The organism is Microbulbifer maximicatervae (SeqCode) (genome assembly GCF_052467305.1).
In genome coordinates this window covers 3,558,430-3,576,003 of the sequence record NZ_CP174306.1, presented here as the reverse complement: position 1 = coordinate 3,576,003, position 17,574 = coordinate 3,558,430, and the positions used below count along the sequence as shown (strand labels likewise).

Annotated in this window: 16 protein-coding genes; 9 read left to right on the top strand and 7 right to left on the bottom strand. The window is 52.5% G+C overall.

All coding sequences use genetic code 11. The annotated features are described in order from the left end of the window. Nucleotides 1-73: 73 nt before the first annotated feature. Complete coding sequence (locus ACJJI4_RS15600; protein ID WP_413663066.1) at nt 74-1,504, bottom strand: MATE family efflux transporter; 1,431 nt, start codon at nt 1,502-1,504, stop codon at nt 74-76. A 172-nt stretch (nt 1,505-1,676) separates the two neighbouring features. After that, the gene (locus tag ACJJI4_RS15595) at nt 1,677-2,390 is read right to left on the bottom strand and encodes an alpha/beta fold hydrolase (RefSeq protein ID WP_444925730.1); all 714 of its coding nucleotides are present in this window, start codon (nt 2,388-2,390) and stop codon (nt 1,677-1,679) included. Nucleotides 2,391-2,534: 144 nt separating this feature from the next. Between ACJJI4_RS15595 and ACJJI4_RS15590 the strand changes: the two genes are divergently transcribed. The 4 genes from ACJJI4_RS15590 to ACJJI4_RS15575 all read left to right on the top strand — a co-directional run bounded on the left by ACJJI4_RS15590 (nt 2,535) and on the right by ACJJI4_RS15575 (nt 7,965). After that, on the top strand, nt 2,535-3,152 hold the full coding sequence (locus ACJJI4_RS15590; protein ID WP_444925729.1) for an HvfX family Cu-binding RiPP maturation protein: 618 nt from the start codon (nt 2,535-2,537) through the stop codon (nt 3,150-3,152). A 47-nt stretch (nt 3,153-3,199) separates the two neighbouring features. Beyond that, complete coding sequence (gene rhlB / locus ACJJI4_RS15585) at nt 3,200-4,711, top strand: ATP-dependent RNA helicase RhlB (protein ID WP_444925728.1); 1,512 nt, start codon at nt 3,200-3,202, stop codon at nt 4,709-4,711. 23 nt (nt 4,712-4,734) lie between these two features. Continuing rightward, nucleotides 4,735-6,750: an acyltransferase family protein gene (locus ACJJI4_RS15580; RefSeq protein ID WP_444925727.1), complete on the top strand. Its 2,016-nt coding sequence runs from the start codon at nt 4,735-4,737 to the stop codon at nt 6,748-6,750. 129 nt (nt 6,751-6,879) lie between these two features. After that, entirely contained in the window at nt 6,880-7,965 is a 1,086-nt protein-coding gene (locus ACJJI4_RS15575) for a hypothetical protein (protein WP_444925726.1), read from the top strand. A 54-nt stretch (nt 7,966-8,019) separates the two neighbouring features. On the opposite strand, the gene cysZ is transcribed toward ACJJI4_RS15575, so the two are convergent. From cysZ to gatC, 5 genes are all read right to left on the bottom strand, one after another. Further along, nucleotides 8,020-8,850 (bottom strand): sulfate transporter CysZ, encoded by an 831-nt coding sequence (gene cysZ / locus ACJJI4_RS15570; protein WP_444918021.1) that lies wholly within the window; start codon nt 8,848-8,850, stop codon nt 8,020-8,022. Nucleotides 8,851-8,893: 43 nt separating this feature from the next. After that, on the bottom strand, nt 8,894-9,190 hold the full coding sequence (locus tag ACJJI4_RS15565; protein WP_444896334.1) for a PA4642 family protein: 297 nt from the start codon (nt 9,188-9,190) through the stop codon (nt 8,894-8,896). Nucleotides 9,191-9,256: 66 nt separating this feature from the next. Then, nucleotides 9,257-10,708, bottom strand: coding sequence for an Asp-tRNA(Asn)/Glu-tRNA(Gln) amidotransferase subunit GatB (gene gatB, locus ACJJI4_RS15560; protein ID WP_444925725.1), 1,452 nt, complete (start codon nt 10,706-10,708; stop codon nt 9,257-9,259). A gap of 11 nt (nt 10,709-10,719) precedes the next feature. After that, nucleotides 10,720-12,165, bottom strand: coding sequence for an Asp-tRNA(Asn)/Glu-tRNA(Gln) amidotransferase subunit GatA (gene gatA / locus ACJJI4_RS15555; protein ID WP_444925724.1), 1,446 nt, complete (start codon nt 12,163-12,165; stop codon nt 10,720-10,722). A 71-nt stretch (nt 12,166-12,236) separates the two neighbouring features. After that, entirely contained in the window at nt 12,237-12,524 is a 288-nt protein-coding gene (gene gatC, locus ACJJI4_RS15550) for an Asp-tRNA(Asn)/Glu-tRNA(Gln) amidotransferase subunit GatC (RefSeq protein ID WP_413663057.1), read from the bottom strand. Between the two features lie 357 nt (nt 12,525-12,881). Between gatC and ACJJI4_RS15545 the strand changes: the two genes are divergently transcribed. From ACJJI4_RS15545 to rng, 5 genes are all read left to right on the top strand, one after another. Then, nucleotides 12,882-13,916, top strand: coding sequence for a rod shape-determining protein (locus tag ACJJI4_RS15545; RefSeq protein WP_020412569.1), 1,035 nt, complete (start codon nt 12,882-12,884; stop codon nt 13,914-13,916). A 139-nt stretch (nt 13,917-14,055) separates the two neighbouring features. Beyond that, nucleotides 14,056-14,898, top strand: a complete 843-nt coding sequence (mreC, locus tag ACJJI4_RS15540) for a rod shape-determining protein MreC (RefSeq protein WP_413663056.1) — start codon at nt 14,056-14,058, stop codon at nt 14,896-14,898. Continuing rightward, nucleotides 14,885-15,364, top strand: a complete 480-nt coding sequence (mreD, locus tag ACJJI4_RS15535) for a rod shape-determining protein MreD (protein WP_444896337.1) — start codon at nt 14,885-14,887, stop codon at nt 15,362-15,364. The genes mreC and mreD overlap by 14 nt, the downstream gene beginning before the upstream one ends. Nucleotides 15,365-15,461: 97 nt before the next feature. After that, complete coding sequence (locus tag ACJJI4_RS15530) at nt 15,462-16,073, top strand: Maf family protein (RefSeq protein WP_444925723.1); 612 nt, start codon at nt 15,462-15,464, stop codon at nt 16,071-16,073. Continuing rightward, nucleotides 16,070-17,557: a ribonuclease G gene (gene rng, locus ACJJI4_RS15525; RefSeq protein ID WP_444925722.1), complete on the top strand. Its 1,488-nt coding sequence runs from the start codon at nt 16,070-16,072 to the stop codon at nt 17,555-17,557. The genes ACJJI4_RS15530 and rng overlap by 4 nt, the downstream gene beginning before the upstream one ends. The last annotated feature ends 17 nt before the right edge of the window (nt 17,558-17,574 follow it).

Genomic DNA, 17,574 nt, shown 5'->3' with positions numbered 1-17,574 from the left:
TGTCCGGCACAGATTGGGACTTTGGAGCGCCAGTATAGTCAATACGTTCCCGAGGAATGTGATACGCGCCGAATTACGCGTATCCGTAGGTTCGCTCGATGGCTTTGCGGCTGGTTCGCCAAAAGCGAATTCCCAGCAGGATTGAAGCCGTTCCCAAGCCGATACAGACACCGGTCCAATAACCGTATACCCCCCAGAAGCTCTCTCCCAGCCAGTAGGCGGTAGAAAGCCCCACCAGCCAGTAGGAAAATAGCTGTATAAACATGGGCGCACTGGTGTCCTTATATCCGCGCAGTGCGCCCCAGGTCATTGCCTGGGTGACATCCACCAGCTGGAATGCGGCACACAGCAATAGCAGGTTGGTGGCCACCGCGATAATTTCTTCATTGCTGGTGTAGGCCTGAACAAATAGGGTGCGCAGGGTAATCAAAAGTACACCGGTGCCCAGTGCGTAGATTAGCCCGCTACTGATGCCCACTTTGCCACAGAAGCGCGCGCGCTTTGGCCGTCCCTGACCGAGTAGTTGGGCGGTGCGGATACTCAGGGCCTGGGCCAGTGCTAGTGCGACCAAGTAAAAAATCGAGCCCACATTCATGCTGATCTGATGGGCGGCGACAATGGCTGCGCCATAAGGGGCAAGCAAAATAGTAAGGCTGGCAAAAAAAGTAACTTCACTGGCTGCACCCACACAAATTGGCAGGCCAACTGCGAGCAAGTGGCGCAGGGTTGGCCAGTGGGGGCGAGGCGGTAACAGCCTAAGTTTTAGCTTGTGATAAACCGGGTCGGTATTTGCGTGCCAGAAGAGTGCCAGTGCGATCAGGCAGCTGACCGCTGCGGTAGCCCACCCACATCCTGCCCCTCCCATTGCCGGTATGGGGCCGGCACCAAACACCAAAAGAATATCCAGGGGAATATTTAAAATTGCGGCAGTGATATAGATGCGCATTACCGGGCGCACTTGTCCCATACCCTCACAGTAACCGCGCAACGCCGTGCCGAGTGCAAAAGGCAGGGTGCCGACAGTCAGGGCCAGTACATAGCCCTCCATCACCTTGCGGACAGGCTCTTCCGTGTCTATCCAGTGGCTCCAGATAGGAACCGCAAGCAGGGCGGAAAACACCAGGATGCCACCGATCAGTGCGATCCACAGCGCCTGGTGCAGTTGCCTGGCGCAGCCAGCTTCATCGCGGCCACCGCGCAAGTGTGCAACAACCGGGGAGATAGCAGCGAGCAGGCCGATTAGTGTCACTGCGCAAACAGCCCAAATACTGGCCCCTAGGGCGAGCCCAGCGAGACTTACTTCTCCAGCGCGTCCTGCTACCAGAGTATCGACAACTCCCATGCTCACCACAGCCAGGTTACTGACCACCAGGGGGCCTCCCAAGGTGGTTAGGTGCGACAGTTCGGTTTTAGTGGCATTTCGGTAAAGCTTGAACAAAGAAAAACCTGAGCTCTTGTTACTGGTCTCGATAGAGGGTTCTGGGGTCTGGGCTAATTTTGACAAAAAATTAATCCTGCGGGGGGTTATTAACAGGCCCTGGCCTTCGCAAATACAGCTGAAAACGGGCGGCGGGCCAAAGTTCTGAGAGGCTTTCAGTCTGCCGGGAGAAGGCGGGGTAGTACTGCAAAAAGGTTCGACATTCTACGGTACAAACGGCGCCTGCGCCCAGTGCTGATTACGGACTTTCCTCAAGTAGTTTGGCCACAATTTCTGCCTTATTAATGATGCAGTCGTGGTTTATTGCTACCTCCCGATAAAGCCACCCGCTTATCCGCTTTGCTTTGCGGCTACTGTAGATGGCTGGAGGGTACTCGGGTTGGGTGCAGTGAATGAAAGTACAAGGAGGGCCCTGTTCTGGAGGGCGTTGTAAATAGATCGGGTCCAGTAGTGTTTTGATGGGATGTGGGGTCATACGGCGGTTTAGCCAGCGGATATCATCGGGGTGGGTTATCCCCAGGTCTTCTGGTGTTGGCGGCATAATGCACAGAGTGCCGTCGATATTTTGCGCCTGCCTTAATCGCTGCTCCTCTATACCGCTGGGGAGTTGGCTGCTGAATGGGCGCCCGGGCTCTGGAACAGCGCCATCCAGGTAGATCAAGCGGTGCACCCGCTCGGGTAGAGCGTCGGCGGCACCGGTTGCAGCCATTCCCCCAAAGCTGTGGCCCACAAGGGTGACTTGCTGCAACTCCTCCCAGAGGATTGTATTGACTAGGTCCTGGATAAAGGTATCCAGGCCAACGGAGGGGGAGAGTAGGTGTTTGCGTTCCCCCAGGCCACTATGGGTGGGGGTGAGTACTCGATGCCCATTACGCTGCAAGAGGTGGGCGACTCTGCTCCAGCACCAGCCTCCATGAAATAGCCCGTGGACCAGTACGTAAGTTTTCCCCACTAGGTTGCCCTCAAGTTACTTGGGTTCTGCAAGCATAGATGTGCTTTCTGGGGCGCTGAGATAGTGCAGTGTAAGAGTTGGCGATATCACTCGACTAAAGTGAACAAAGACACCGATAAGAGAGTGAGCTAAATGAGTGGAGCTATGAATAGTCTGAGCGGTTGGTACAACTGCTTTGTACATTATGTACGCAAAATAGACTGGCTGGGGCCATTATTACTACGGATTTATTTGGCGCCAATTTTTATCCTGGCCGGCATGAATAAGATGAATAATATCGAAGATGTTGCTGCCTGGTTTGGCAATCCCGATTGGGGGTTGGGGCTTCCAGCGCCGATGTTGATGGCGTGGATAGCTGCATTGGTGGAATTCTTAGGTGGCATCGCCATCTTGCTGGGCGTAGCAACTCGGCTGGTGGCGATTCCCCTGATGTTTGTGATGGCAGTGGCAGCCTATACGGCCCACTGGGAGAACGGTTGGTCTGCGTTGCCTGATAAAACCTTGAGTGTGCCCTGGGAGTGGCGCAAGGATCTGATTGATGAAGCCTCAGTGCGTAAAGAGAAAATTGTCGGTTTACTCAAGGAGCACGGAAATTATGAGTGGCTGGTGGAAACTGGAGGAGTGACCATCCTGAAAAATGGTATTGAATTTGCAGCTACCTACTTCATTATGCTGCTGGCGCTATTTTGTAGTGGGGCTGGGCGGTTTTTCAGTGTGGATTACTGGCTGTGCCGTCACTATAGCGGGCAGGGAGCCCCGTAGAGATGTTATACTCGCCGATTATTTGAACATTTGAGCGAGTATTTCACTTGATAGGAAAGTTGTTCCGCCGATCCTCCTCCAAAGAGGATAAGGGCTCCCGCCGGGGAGAAGACAGCTCCGGACGCCGAAAAGAAGGGCAAAAGCCGTCTGATAAGGCTGCCAAGGGGCGTACAAAATCCGCACAAGCGGAGGGGAAGTCGCGCCGGGGCGGTAGCAGAAACGCTCAAAAAGGGCGCCAGCGCAGCAGAAAGCCAGCGGCACCCGCAGCGCCCTGGTCCCTGGATGAATTCCAGGTTCCAGAACAGGAGGGCAAGGTCCGCTTCCACGACCTGGGACTGCCCAATGAGCTGATGCACGCTATCCACGACCTGGGTTTCCAGTATTGCTCGCCAATTCAGGGTCGCTCCCTTCCCCACACCCTCAATGGCCACGACCTGGTGGGTAAGGCACAAACCGGTACCGGTAAGACAGCGGCCTTCCTGATCACAGTGATTGACGATCTGCTCAAGCACCCGTTTGAAGGTGAGCGCTATGCCGGCGAAGCCCGCTCCCTGATTATCGCTCCGACCCGTGAGCTAGTAATGCAGATTGCCGATGATGCCAAGGCACTGTGTAAACACACCGAGCTGGAAATTCATACCCTGGTGGGCGGTATGGATTATGACAAGCAGCAGAGAAACCTGAATGAGCGGCTGGTGGATATCCTGGTGGCGACGCCGGGTCGCCTGCTGGACTTTGTCAGCAATCGGGATTGCTTCCTGGATCAGGTGGAAGTCCTGGTGATCGATGAGGCGGATCGCATGTTAGACATGGGCTTTATCCCCCAAGTGCGCCGCATTGTTCGTCAGACGCCGCGTAAAACTCATCGCCAAACTATGTTCTTCTCCGCCACATTTACTCCCGAAGTGGATGATCTGGTGGAGCAGTGGACGGATGATCCGGTAGTTGTGGAGATTGAGCCGGAGAGGGTTGCCACGGATACTGTAGAGCAGCATGTCTACCTGTCCGCCAGCGAAGAAAAGTACACCTTGCTTTACAACATTGTGCAGCGGGAAGAGGTGGATAGCCTGATTGTTTTTGCCAACCGCCGCGACCAATGCCGCCGCTTACACGAGCAGCTTCTTGCTCACGGCATTTCTGCGGGCCTGCTGTCCGGTGAAGTGGCACAAAACAAGCGGGTTCGCACCCTTGATGACTTTAAGTCTGGCAAAACCAAAGTACTGGTAGCTACTGATGTCGCCGGGCGTGGTATTCATATCGACGGTATTAGCCATGTGGTGAATTTTACCTTGCCTGAAGAGCCGGAGGATTACGTTCACCGCATTGGCCGAACTGGTCGGGCGGGTAAAACGGGCACCTCTATCAGTTTCGCCTGTGAAGATGATGCCATGCGTCTGGAGCCCATTGAGCAGCTGCTCGGGGGCAAGCTCAAGTGCGAAGTGCCGCCAGAAGAGCTTTTGGTTGAACCGCCCAAGGTGAAAGTTCAGCGCAGTCACGGTGATCGCGATGGGCGTCGCGGTGGCTCTGGAGGCCACCACCGTCGTCCCCGCAGACATTAAGTTTGGGGTTACGGTTACACACTATGAGCAGTATTGGGTACCGTCGAGATATTGACGGGTTGCGTGCATTAGCAGTTCTTCCTGTTGTTTTGGCCCATGCAGGGTTGCCGGGCTTCTCCGGCGGCTTTGTTGGGGTCGATATTTTTTTTGTTATTTCCGGTTACCTGATTACCAGTATCCTGGTGAAGGAAATTGGTGAACATCGCTTCTCCCTGGCTAATTTTTATGAGCGTCGAGCTCGCCGTATCTTGCCAGCATTATTCTTTGTTCTGGCGACTTCGATTGTTGCAGGGTGGTTTGTATTACCACCAGACCCCTTTAAAGAACTGGGGCAGTCCGCATTGGCGACGCTATTGTTCGCATCTAACTTCTGGTTTTGGCAAAGTACCGAGGACTATTTTGGCTCGGGAGCAGACTGGCAACCTCTGCTACACACTTGGTCGTTATCTGTTGAAGAGCAGTTTTATCTGTTTTTCCCGCTGTTGCTTTGCCTGCTAGCTTCTCGTAGCCGGCGCTCGAAATTGCTGGTTGTGGCTGGGTTATCGATACTCTCTCTCGTTTACTCAGTTTGGGCAACTAAAGCTCAGCCTTTCGCCAATTATTTCCTGACGCCTTCGCGGGTTTGGGAGTTGGGGCTTGGGGCTCTACTGGCCTTAGGAGTTTTTCCACAAGTGCGCAAAGCTTGGTTGCTGGAGTTGGTGGCGGCTGCTGGAATCACAATGATTCTTTATAGCGTCTTTGTTTATGACTCCTCCACGCCCTTCCCTGGAATTGCCGCACTATTACCTTGTATCGGAGCTGCGGTGCTCATTTGGACTGGAGGGAATCGGGAAACAATTATTGCTCGGTTGTTGCGGCTGCGGATCATCGTAGCAATAGGCTTGATTTCCTACTCTTTGTATCTATGGCACTGGCCAGTCCTGGTTTTACTCCGCCTTCTCAATGGATCAGCTGAGCTCCCCCTGGCAATGGCATTGGTCGCGATTGCGCTCTCTCTCATTCTCGCTTGGTTCAGCTGGCGATTCGTAGAGGCGCCATTTCGCCGTGCATCTGAGAGGGGATTTTCCCGTCGAAATCTTGCTTTGACATTGGGTATTGTGGGAACTCTTATCATGAGTGTCTCTCTGGTTATCAATGTTAAAAAAGGAGTACCTTCACGCTTACCTGAGCCGATATATGCAGCCTATGAAAGCGCTAAAAAGCGCACATCTAAAGAGCGTCGCTGCATGAAACTTGCGCCCTCTGAAGGGCTTTGTGAGCTGGGGAAGTTGGAGGATGAGCCCACGGCAAATTATCTGCTTTGGGGAGACTCCCATGCTGGTGCCTTTATCCCAGGCTTTGAGCGCTGGCTCGAAGCTGTCGGACAGAGTGGTATTGTGGCTGCTAAATCTGCCTGCGCACCATTACTGGGGGTAGTCCGGCTGGAGATGGGGGCAAGTCATGGCTGCGATCGTTTCAATAATGAAGTTATTGAAATCCTGGAGCGGCGCAAGGATATCGAGACAGTCGTTTTGGTGGCGCGTTGGGCGCTGCTTGTCGAAGGTAATCGCCCGTTGGGAGAAGGTGGTTCCCCCGCTGTACTCGGAATAGCGAAGGGAGCAGTTGATTCACCCAAAAGCAGTGATCCATCTAGACGTAACTTTGATTTGGTTAGTTATGGGCTTAGGGAGACAGTAGCAAGAATCCGTGAAACGGGTCGAAAAGTTGTGATTGTTGAAGGTGTACCTGAAATTCCTTTTTCAGTACCTCTAGCCATTGCCAGTGCAGAGTTTATCGGGGCTAAAGTCCAATCGGCGCCAACACTAAAAGAGGTTGAGGAGCGTAACCGTCGAGCTGGAATAATATTTGAGGTTTTGTCCCAGGAGTTTGAGATTCAGAGAGGATCTTTGGTGTCCCAGCTTTGCCCCGCTGAGTGCCAAATACAGCTGAAGGGGAAATCTCTATATCGGGATGGTGATCATTTGAGCACTTTCGGCTCTGAAAAGCTTGTTCCCGAACTGATGAATCGAATCTTGCTTGCTAATTCAGCGATGGAGTAAGGAACTGTATCCTTAGCTTCCTTTAAACGATTCATTGCATATGTAATAACGACAGTAATCATTGAGATGCGCACCCTTTACTTGCATATTGGATTTCATAAAACTGGCTCTAGTTCCCTCCAGCTAGCGATGAAAGAGCAAACCCAGGCTTTGAATGACGCCGGATTTGAGTTTTTGTCCTTGGGAAAAAAGGGTAACTCCTCGGGATGTGTGGAAGTCTCACGTTGTAGAGATCAGCTCAATTTTCAGCTTAATATGAGACTGGATGCATTACTGGCATCAAGTAGCGGTGAAAAAGCGATAGTGTCGGCGGAGCATCTTTGTTTTTTAGATCAACGCGAAAGTATTGAATTAGTTCAGCGTGTCTGTGCGAAATATTTCGATAAAGTTAACGTGATTGTATATTTACGCAGACAGGATTTGCAGGCGATTTCTTTTAAAAAACAAGGGGCGAGAGGTGTAGCTGCTAATCGGAGTTCTTCCAGTAAATTATTAGGTCATAGTGAAGGTGCTTTCCCAGCTTTCACTAAGGATATCGAGACTTACTATGATTATTTCTCCAAGTTAATTCTGTGGGAGTCTATATTCGGCAAGGCTGCTTTAAGCGTTCGCTGTTTTACCCGTGAGGCCCTTCAGGGGGGAGATATTGTCAGTGACTTTCTCGCATTGCTGGGAGGTGACATAGACATTTCAGGAAGGCGGGTCAATGAGGGGGTGGGAAGAAAGGAATTCCTATTGACTCATAAGTTATTGGAATTGGGAGTGGCTGAGTCGGAGCTGCTTAAGCTGAAACCAATGATGCTGGAAGAAAATACTCGGTTGGTACCCTCAGTAGTGGATGCCAAAAGTTTCTTTATGCACTTTAGCGATTCAAATCGCCAATTGAATGATCACTTTTTGAAGAATCAATCTGGCTTGGCATTTGATAGTGATTTTTCAGAGTATCCTGAGTGGGGAAATGACCGGATTACAGCGCAGGATTTGTTCAATTGGAGCCCGCAAATCTTGGCGTCTGGAATTCAAAAACCAGAGGGTTTACGCGATGCATTACTGGCTGACAGGATTCGACAAATGCGGAGCAAGAGTCTCTCGGGCGAGGTGCTTAACAGTGAGCTGGAGTACTTGGGGAAATGTTTGTCGGCTACAGCTTGTGTTTCTAAGGGTATGCAACCTTGGTATCGCCGGCTAAAAAAGAAAAAAGCTACAGGCCGCTAATATAAAAAGCCCTCTATTCGTGAGGGCTTTTTTTGGGGGGTATTTGAAGTTAGATTACTGAAGAATAGGAGTTCCAGTCCCCGGATCCCCTTCAATACGAAGTCGCTCAATCCACAGAGCCGTACCGCCAGCAACTGCCGCAGGCATAATAAAGATATTTAAAATCGGCACCATTTTGGCAAGCATCACGGTCCCACCAAAGGTAAGGCTAGTGAGTTTACGGCGGCGCAGTACCGTTTTTAATTCATCGAATGGCCGCTGGTGGTTATCCAGTGGGTAGTCAACGTATTGAATAGCCATACACCAAGCGCCCCAAACTGCGGTGAGCACTGCGGGGATAATAATGGTCCAGCTGGTGATGGTGGCAATTATAAATACGATCAAACCCCAAAATATAAAGTAACCCAGCTTACGCAATTCCCGGCCCAGGGTACGCCATACCATTTGCATTATCGGCTCTGCAGGAGGAGCTTTACCGGTTAGCAGTTCCTCTACTTTCTCAGCGAGCAAACCGTTAAAGGGGGCGGCAATAATGTTGGTGATGACGCTAAATAAATAGCCGTAAGCAAGGAAAAATAGGAAAAGCACTATTAGTGCAATAATCCAGGCCAGCCAGCGAAAAACACTGGCGGTCCATGCTGCACCCTTGGCCATAATGGCTTCCCACCAGGACATATTCTCCGTATTTACCGGCGTGTGGGAAAGCAGGCTACTTATATAATCGGTAAGCCCTCCGAGCTGTGAAATCATTATGCTACTAATAATAATAAACAGCACCAGATTTATTAGTAATGGCACCAGGATAAATGGGCGTAACTCACGCCGGGTAATCAAGTGGATACCGCGCACTAATGCGTCGATACCGTGAACGGGATTTGAAGTCATACTCTCACCTTTCGCTGGTACGATGCCTAAATTTCCAGAGTTCTCAGTTGGCGCCAGCGGCTTTTAAAATCTCGCTATATTCTGCGCCCTGGCGGTGTTCAGCAATACGTGCCAGCAGAGTTTTTCCATCGGGACCAGGACTGTTCAGATCCAGGCCTTCAGCAAGAAATAATTTTATAAATGTGGCAAAGCTCTCTGCTTTCATACTTCGGTAGGCGCGCTCGAGAAGATGAAAATCCCGGTTTACGCCTGCGGGAGCTTCGCCAATCAAGAATCCAGCAATACGCTCCTCGTCAAAAACTTCTCCGAGTACTTTCTGTTTGTCTTTTTTCAGGCTCAAAACTATATCCTTGCTACATAAATAGGGGGCGGGCGAAGCCCGACCCAGGTCTTGAAATGTTGAGGGTTAAAGCAGTGCGTCCAATTTTTGTTTGAGGATTTTATTAATCATCTGTGGGTTTGCCTGCCCTTTGGACGCTTTCATGATTTGCCCGACGAAATACCCCATCATTTTGGGGCGCTTTGATTCATCGGCCTTGCGGTAGTTTTCTACCTGGGCATCGCTTGCAGCGATCACCTCATCCACCATTTTTTCGATAGCGCCGGTATCGGAAACTTGTTTCAGCCCACGCTTTTCGATAACTTCGTCGGCACTGCCCTCTCCGTCGGCAATAGCCTCGAATACCTGTTTGGCGATTTTGCTGGAAATGGTGTTGTCTTTGATGCGCGAGATTAGTCCAGCCAGCTGGTCGGCAGAAACCGGCGATTGTGAAATAGTTAGTTCACGACGGTTGAGCAGCGCTGCCAGTTCACCGTTAATCCAGTTGGCGGCAAGCTTGGATTCGCCACAGGATTTACTCACAGTTTCAAAATAGTCTGCACTGGCACGCTCCTGTGTCAGCTGGTCTGCATCATAAGCGGATAGCTGGTATTCCGCTTGGAAGCGGGCTGCTTTTGCATCAGGCAGTTCTGGCAGGATGTTGCGCAGTTGCTCGACATATTCATCAGTGAGTACAACTGGCAGAAGATCCGGGCAGGGGAAGTAGCGGTAATCATTGGCCACTTCTTTACTGCGCATAGAGCGGGTTTCATTTTTGTCCGCGTCGTAGAGGCGGGTTTCCTGGGTAATGGTGCCGCCGTCTTCCAGGATATCGATCTGACGTTCAGCTTCGACTTTAATTGCGCGCTCGACAAAACGGAAAGAGTTGATGTTTTTTAATTCTGTGCGGGTGCCGAGTTTTGCTTCGCCTTTCAAACGCACGGATACATTGGCATCGCAGCGCAGTGAGCCCTGGGACATATCACCATCGGAAATGCCCAGGTAGGTTACGATACTGTGAATTTTTTTCAGGTAGGCCACAGCCTCGGCGGCACTGCGCATATCCGGTTCAGAGACAATCTCAATCAGCGGCGTACCTGCGCGGTTCAGGTCGATACCGGACATTCCGTGGAAGTCTTCGTGCAGGGATTTACCAGCATCCTCCTCCAGGTGAGCGTGGTGCAAACGCACTTTCTTACTGCTGCCATCTTCCAGGTGAATTTCCACTTCGCCGGGGCCGACAATAGGCTGTTCCAATTGAGTGGTTTGATAGCCCTTGGGCAAGTCTGGATAGAAGTAATTCTTGCGTTCAAAAACAGAGCGCTTGCCGATCTCTGCGTTCATCGCCAGGCCGAACATTACCGCAAAGCGAAATGCTTCTTCATTCGGTACCGGCAAGGTGCCCGGCATAGCCAGGTCCACAGCGCAAGCCTGGGTATTCGGCTCGGCGCCAAAGCGGATGCTAGCGCCGGAAAAGAGTTTTGACTGGGTGGAGAGCTGGACGTGAATTTCCAACCCGATAACGATTTCCCATTCCACAATTTATCTCCTTATACGGCGCTGGCTTTGTGCCAGTCGGTTACCTGTTGGTATTGGTGGGCGATATTGAGCATGCGCGCCTCTTCCAGGTAATTACCGGTTATTTGCAGGCCCACTGGCATATTGTCCACCAGGCCACAGGGTACAGACATACCCGGCAGCCCCGCCAGGTTGGTGGCGATGGTGTAGATATCCTCCAGGTACATAGCTACTGGGTCAGCGCTCTTTGCGCCAAGCTCGAAAGCGGGGGAGGGGGTCGTGGGGCCCATAATCACATCCACTTTTGCGAATGCTTCGACAAAGTCCTGCTTGATCAGGCGTCGGGCCTGTTGGGCTTTGTTGTAATAAGCATCGTAATAACCGGCGGACAGGGCGTAGGTGCCTACCAGGATGCGACGCTGCACTTCTTCGCCAAAGCCTTCACCACGGGAGCGCATATAGAGATCGCGCAGGTCCTTGGGTTCTTCACAGCGGTAGCCATAGCGCACCCCATCGAATCGAGAAAGGTTGGCTGAGGCTTCAGCGGGGGCAATCACGTAGTAAGCAGGTATCGCTAACTCGGTGTGTGGCAGGCTGATATCTACCAATTTTGCCCCCAGCTTCTCGAACTCTTTCAAAGCCTGTTGAGCCCGGCTTGCGGTGTCTGGGTTAAGCCCCTCACCAAAATACTCCCGGGGTACTCCGATCCGCAGCCCAGCAATCGGGTTATTCAGTTCGGCGGTGTAATCAGAGGGCTGCTGCTTCAGGCTGGTGGAATCTTTCGGGTCGTGGCTGGCCATAGCGGACAGCAGGTAAGCCGCATCTTCGGCGTTGCGGGCGATGGGGCCAGCCTGGTCCAGGCTGGAGGCGTAGGCCACGATGCCATAGCGGGAAATACGCCCGTAGGTGGGCTTCAGCCCGGTGGTATTTGTCAACGCCGCCGGCTGGCGAATAGAGCCGCCGGTATCGGTAGCTGTGGCGCCGGGTATCAGTTGTGCAGCAACTGCCGCAGCTGAGCCGCCGGAGGAGCCGCCGGGCACACGGCGAGTATTCCAGGGGTTTTTTACCGGGCCGTAAAAGCTGCTTTCGTTGGATGAGCCCATGGCGAATTCATCCATATTGGTCTTGCCTAGGGATACGGTACCGACAGCGTTGAGGTTCGCTGCCACCGTGGCATCGTAGGGAGGGATAAAATTATCCAGCATTTTTGAGGCACAGCTGGTGCGCACGCCGTTAGTGCAAATAATATCTTTGTGGGCGATGGGCACACCGCACAGTGCCGGTGCCTGACCATTAGCGAGGCGCTGGTCGGCAGCTGCGGCCTGTGCCAGAGCGCTTTCTTCGGTGACGGTAATAAAACTGTTGTAGTTGCTGTCCAGTTGCTGGATGCGGCCGAGTAAATGGTGGGTAAGCTCTGTACTTGAGAACTCTTTGCTCCGCAATCCACGGATGATCTCGGCGATAGTAAGCTGATGCATGTTATTCCCTTAAAGGCTCTAGACGGGCTGAGGGCTGGGTATTTAGGTGGACTTCGTTAGTGTTGGACCGGTTAATCAATCACTTTGGGAACCAGGTAGAGGCCTTCTTCGGTTTGGGGAGCCAGTTCTAGGAAGTCTTTGCGCTTGTCAGCCTCTGTCACTGCGTCGGTACGCAGCTCCTGGACTTCGTCCAATGGGTGCGCCATCGGGGCGATACCATCGGTATTGGTGGATTGCAGCTGGTCGACCAGTTGCAATACATCGCCGAGGCGGTTGCTGACTTCTTCGATGGTTTCTTTGGATATGGCGATACGGGCCAGTTCCGCGAGTTTTTCTACAGTTTGCGTATCCACTGCCATGGTGATGGACTCCTCCAGCTTGAGTTGCGAGTCGAAAACTGCCCGGATTATTTGCGGCGGGCAGAACCGGCAAATTTAGCACATTGGGGTTATATTCTCACCGGCTCCGGCAGTAATGGATAGTGGGCCTCAAATGAACTCCCTTCAGCCTTGCCCTGATGCCTAGCGGTTGTTAGAGTTTGCCGAATCCTGCCGAGTGATGAGAGACTCCGGTGTTTTGCGTAGAATCCGATTCGAAATGCGGCTCGGAACTCAGAATTATTTTTGCGGACTAATTAGGATTTGTATCCATAAAAGAAGCCGCGCCCGCAGTGCCCGACCTGGGGGCTGATAATTAGTACAAGGTAATCGAATTCCATGTTTAAACGTTTGCGGGGTATGTTTTCCAGTGATCTCTCCATCGACCTGGGAACTGCCAACACGCTGATTTACGTTCGCGATCGCGGCGTAGTACTCGACGAACCCTCTGTCGTCGCAATCCGTCACTACAATGGCCAGAAAATCGTTGAGGCTGTCGGAGTAGAAGCCAAACGCATGCTCGGCCGGACTCCTGGCAATATTACCGCTATTCGCCCGCTGAAGGACGGTGTTATCGCCGACTTCCAAGTGACCGAGAAAATGTTGCAGCACTTTATCAAGAAAGTGCATGAAAATAGCTGGATGCGCCCGAGTCCGAGAGTGCTGGTGTGTGTTCCCTGCCAGTCCACAGAAGTGGAGCGCCGCGCGATTCGCGAGTCGGCCCTGGGTGCAGGTGCTCGCGAAGTGTCACTGATCGAAGAGCCCATGGCCGCTGCCATAGGCGCAGGCTTGAATGTCGAGGAAGCGAGCGGCTCCATGGTGGTGGATATCGGTGGGGGCACCACTGAGATCGCCATTATCTCCCTGAATGGTGTGGTTTATTCCGATTCGGTGCGTATCGGCGGTGACCGTTTTGATGAAGCTATCGTCAACTACGTGCGTCGCAACTACGGCAGCGTAATTGGTGATGCAACTGCTGAACGGATCAAAGAGGAAATTGGCTGTGCTTATGCAGGCAGTGAAGTTCGCGAAATCGATGTGCGCGGACGCAATCTGGCCGAGGGCGTGCCTCGCAGCTTTACCTTGAACTCCGACGAAATTCTCGAAGCCCTGCAAGAGCCTCTGACTGGTATTGTGCAGGCTGTTAAAAGTGCGCTGGAACAATCCCCTCCCGAATTGGCTTCTGATATCGCTGAGCGCGGTATGGTGCTGACTGGTGGTGGTGCTCTGTTACGCGATCTGGACCGTCTGTTGATGGAAGAATCGGGTTTACCGGTGATTGTCGCCGATGACCCGCTGACCTGTGTGGCGCGGGGTGGCGGCAAAGCGCTGGATATGTTGGATCGCAGCCGTCTCTATCTGATGTCTAACTAGTAGACATCGGTATTATGAAACCTGCTAGGGAGCTTGTGGCTATATCCGCAAGCTCCTTGTAATAAAAAAATGCGAGTCATCTTTTGTGGCTTGTACTGTTCTCACCATCTTTGATTGACCTGTTAAGAGGGGATTGCCTGTGAAACCGCTATTTACCCGCGGTCCCTCTGCCGAATACCGCCTGGGCTTTCTCATCATACTCGCGATCTCGCTGATCGTTTCCGATCATTACACCAATTGGTTTCAGCCTGTCAGAGAACGCTTATCAGGAGTTATTGCTCCACTGTACTGGGTTACAGGAGCCCCCGAGCGTGTGGGCGATTGGGCCGATGAGCAGTTTCGCTCGCGCGAAGAACTGCAAGAGGAAAATAGCCGCCTCAAGCGCCAGGTTTTACTGCTGGAGCAGCGCAGCCAACTATTGGCGGCCGTAAAAGCGGAAAACACTCAGCTCAAAGAACTGATGAACTCAGCAGAAATGGTCGATGACCGAGTATTGGTGGCTCAGGTAATTGGCGTTACCCCGGACCCATTGGAGCATGTGCTGCTGATTGACAAAGGCCGCGATGACGGCATTGATATCGGTACCCCGGTAATGGATGCCAGTGGATTGCTGGGGCAGGTGATTGAAGCTGGCGACTCCTATAGTCGTATCCTGCTGATAACTGATTCCAGTCATGCCATTCCCGTCCAGGTTCTGCGCAACAGTATGCGCACCGTCGCCGAGGGTACAGGTGATCTGTATCGCCTGAAGTTACGCCATCTTGCTAATACCAGTGATATTCGTGAAGGCGATTTGCTGCTCAGCTCCGGCTTGGGTAGCCGCTTTCCCGCAGGTTATCCGGTTGGGGAGGTCATCTCGGTGCAGAGAGATCCGGGTAAACCTTTTGCGGAGGCTGAAGTGTTGCCGAGGGGGCGGATGAATCGCAGCCGCTTTGTATTGGCGGTCATTGGCAGTGGAGGACATTCTGTTGCAAGCGAATAACCGCTGGTTTATCGCGGTCACTATTCTGCTGTCACTGCTTCTCTCGGTTATGCCCCTGCCACAGCAGTGGCTTTGGTTTCGGCCGGCATTTCCGGCTTTGCTGGTGATATTCTGGATTACCCGAATGCCCCAGACCTTCGGGGTGGGGTTCGCTTGGATGATCGGTATTGTCCAGGATTTGGCTACGGGGGCGAGCTTGGGAACCCATGCCCTGGCCCTATCGGTACTCGCCTATTTCAGCTTACTGACTTACCAGCGCACCCGGGCATTTAATCCGGCCCAGCAATTGTTGTGGGTATTTGTTCTGGTGGGCATTCATCAAGTGGTGGGCAACTGGGTGCACGGCCTTGAGGGGAAATCGGTACCCGGGCTGACCTTCCTGTGGCCCGCCTTGACTACAGCCCTGCTCTGGCCCTGGGTGACCCCGTGGCTCAGGGGGCTTTCCGGGCGTTTACACGTTCGTTGACCGTCTCGTCGGCACTGTAAATCAGTGTAAAAAATCGATCATTTTTCGAACAGTGCCGCTATAATCAGCCGCTGACCCACAGGGAATATGTAATAGAGTGACAACAAGCGCTTCAGAAAATCGACTTCTTTTGGCCTCTGGTTCGCCGCGCCGCGCCGAACTGTTGGCCCAGATTGGGGTGCCTTTCTCCCAATTGTCCCCCGCTGTTGTAGAACAACGCCAACCTGCTGAAAGCCCTCTTGAGTACATAGAACGCTTGGCCCACGACAAGGCTGTCGCCGGGTTTCAAGCCGCTGACAGCCCGCAGGGACTCTGGTCTTTGGGAGCGGATACGGTGGTTATGGCAGGTGAGAGGCTGCTGGAAAAACCCCAAGATTTTGCTGACTTTGAGTCCATGATGCTGGCGCTATCGGGAGTAGAGCACTCTGTTTTCACGGCAGTGTGCTTGCGTTCACAGGATCGACAGTTTAGCCGTGTAGTGGAAACTCGAGTCAGGTTCCGCCACTTGTCCAGGGCTCAAATAGCGGATTACTGGAGTACCGGAGAGCCTGTCGATAAAGCTGGCGGTTACGGTATTCAGGGTTTTGGTGCCGCCTTGGTAGAAGCTTTTAGTGGCAGTTACAGCAATGTTGTAGGGTTCCCATTGGAAGCTGTAGTCCCCATGCTGGATCATGCGGGCATTCCCTATTGGCAGGAGGGCCAATCTTGAGTGAAGAGCTGTTAATTAACGTTGCGCCGACTGAGACCCGGGTTGCGCTGGTAGAAAATGGTGTGCTCCAGGAGGTCTACCTGGAGCGGAGTGCGCGGCGAGGGATTGTAGGAAATATCTATAAGGGAAAGGTGATTCGCGTACTGCCCGGAATGCAGGCCGCTTTTGTCGACATAGGCCTCGAGCGTGCGGGCTTTATCCATGCCTCGGATATTGCACCTCTCGACGAAGAAGGTATGGAGGCACGGGATGCCGAGGTGGCGGATATCCGCGCGCTAGTCAGAGAGGGGCAGTCAATGATCGTGCAAGTAGTGAAGGACCCTATCAGCAGTAAAGGTGCCCGGCTGACTACCCATCTGTCGGTTTCTGCACGTTACCTGGTGTATATGCCGCAGACGCGCCATATCGGTATCTCTAATCGAATTGAAGACGAGAACGAACGCGAGCGATTGCGCCAGTTGGTTGAAGCAGCTTCTCTACGCCTCGCGAAAGATGGTTTGTCGGCCGATGGGGGCTTTATTTTGCGTACCGTTGCCGAGGGAGTGAGTGAGGAAGAGCTGCTGAGAGATATCCCCTTTCTGTACAAATTATGGGGGGAGCTGGATGAGCGCATTAAGGAGCGTCCAGTGCCTTCGGTTATCTATGAGGACCTTCCACTATTTATGCGCGCATTGCGTGACCTTGCGCGCCCTTATACCGAAAAGATTCGTATAGACTCCCGAGAGGCCCACGGCCGTGCGGCAGAATTTGCCGGTAAATATGCGCCGGAAATTGCCGGTCGCCTGGAACACTATCCCGGTGAGCGCCCACTGTTTGACTTATACGGTGTTGAAGAGGAAATAAGAAGGGCACTACACAACAAAGTCACCTTGAAGTCTGGCGGCTACTTGATCGTAGAGCAGACAGAGGCGATGAGTACAATTGATGTCAATACGGGTGCTTTTGTTGGGCATCGAAACCTTGAAGAGACTATCTTCAAGACCAACCTGGAGGCCGCTACAGCGATTGCCCGCCAGCTGCGTTTGAGGAATCTGGGTGGGATTATCATTATTGATTTTATCGATATGAAAGACCCCGAGCACCAGCGACAAGTCTTGCGCACCCTGGAAAAGACCCTGGAGCGCGATCATGCCAAGTCCAGTATCACCGGGGTCTCCGAACTGGGGTTGGTGGAAATGACTCGCAAACGCACCCGTGAGTCACTGGGGCAGATTTTATGTGAGCCTTGCTCTGTTTGCAGTGGGAGGGGCACCTTAAAGAGTGCGGAGACAGTTTGCTTCGAGATTTTCCGCGAGATTATTCGAGAGGCGCGCTCTTACGATAGTGAAAAAATTATGGTACTGGCCAGTCAGGTGGTAATAGATCTTTTACTGGATGAAGAGTCGGCTAATGTCGCCGATCTTGAAGAATTTATTGGTCGGCCGATTCAGTTCCAGGTAGAGCCCATTTACAACCAGGAGCAATATGACATTGTTCTTGTGTAATCCATTATTCACTCGCC

What these genes read in the sequence shown, in the direction of transcription:
- ACJJI4_RS15590 (WP_444925729.1), top strand. Translation starts at nt 2,535, where the DNA reads ATGAATAGTCTGAGCGGTTGGTACAACTGCTTTGTACATTATGTACGC.
- ACJJI4_RS15580 (WP_444925727.1), top strand. Translation starts at nt 4,735, where the DNA reads ATGAGCAGTATTGGGTACCGTCGAGATATTGACGGGTTGCGTGCATTA.
- ACJJI4_RS15575 (WP_444925726.1), top strand. Translation starts at nt 6,880, where the DNA reads ATGAAAGAGCAAACCCAGGCTTTGAATGACGCCGGATTTGAGTTTTTG.
- cysZ (WP_444918021.1), bottom strand. Translation starts at nt 8,850, where the DNA reads ATGACTTCAAATCCCGTTCACGGTATCGACGCATTAGTGCGCGGTATC.
- gatA (WP_444925724.1), bottom strand. Translation starts at nt 12,165, where the DNA reads ATGCATCAGCTTACTATCGCCGAGATCATCCGTGGATTGCGGAGCAAA.
- gatC (WP_413663057.1), bottom strand. Translation starts at nt 12,524, where the DNA reads ATGGCAGTGGATACGCAAACTGTAGAAAAACTCGCGGAACTGGCCCGT.
- ACJJI4_RS15545 (WP_020412569.1), top strand. Translation starts at nt 12,882, where the DNA reads ATGTTTAAACGTTTGCGGGGTATGTTTTCCAGTGATCTCTCCATCGAC.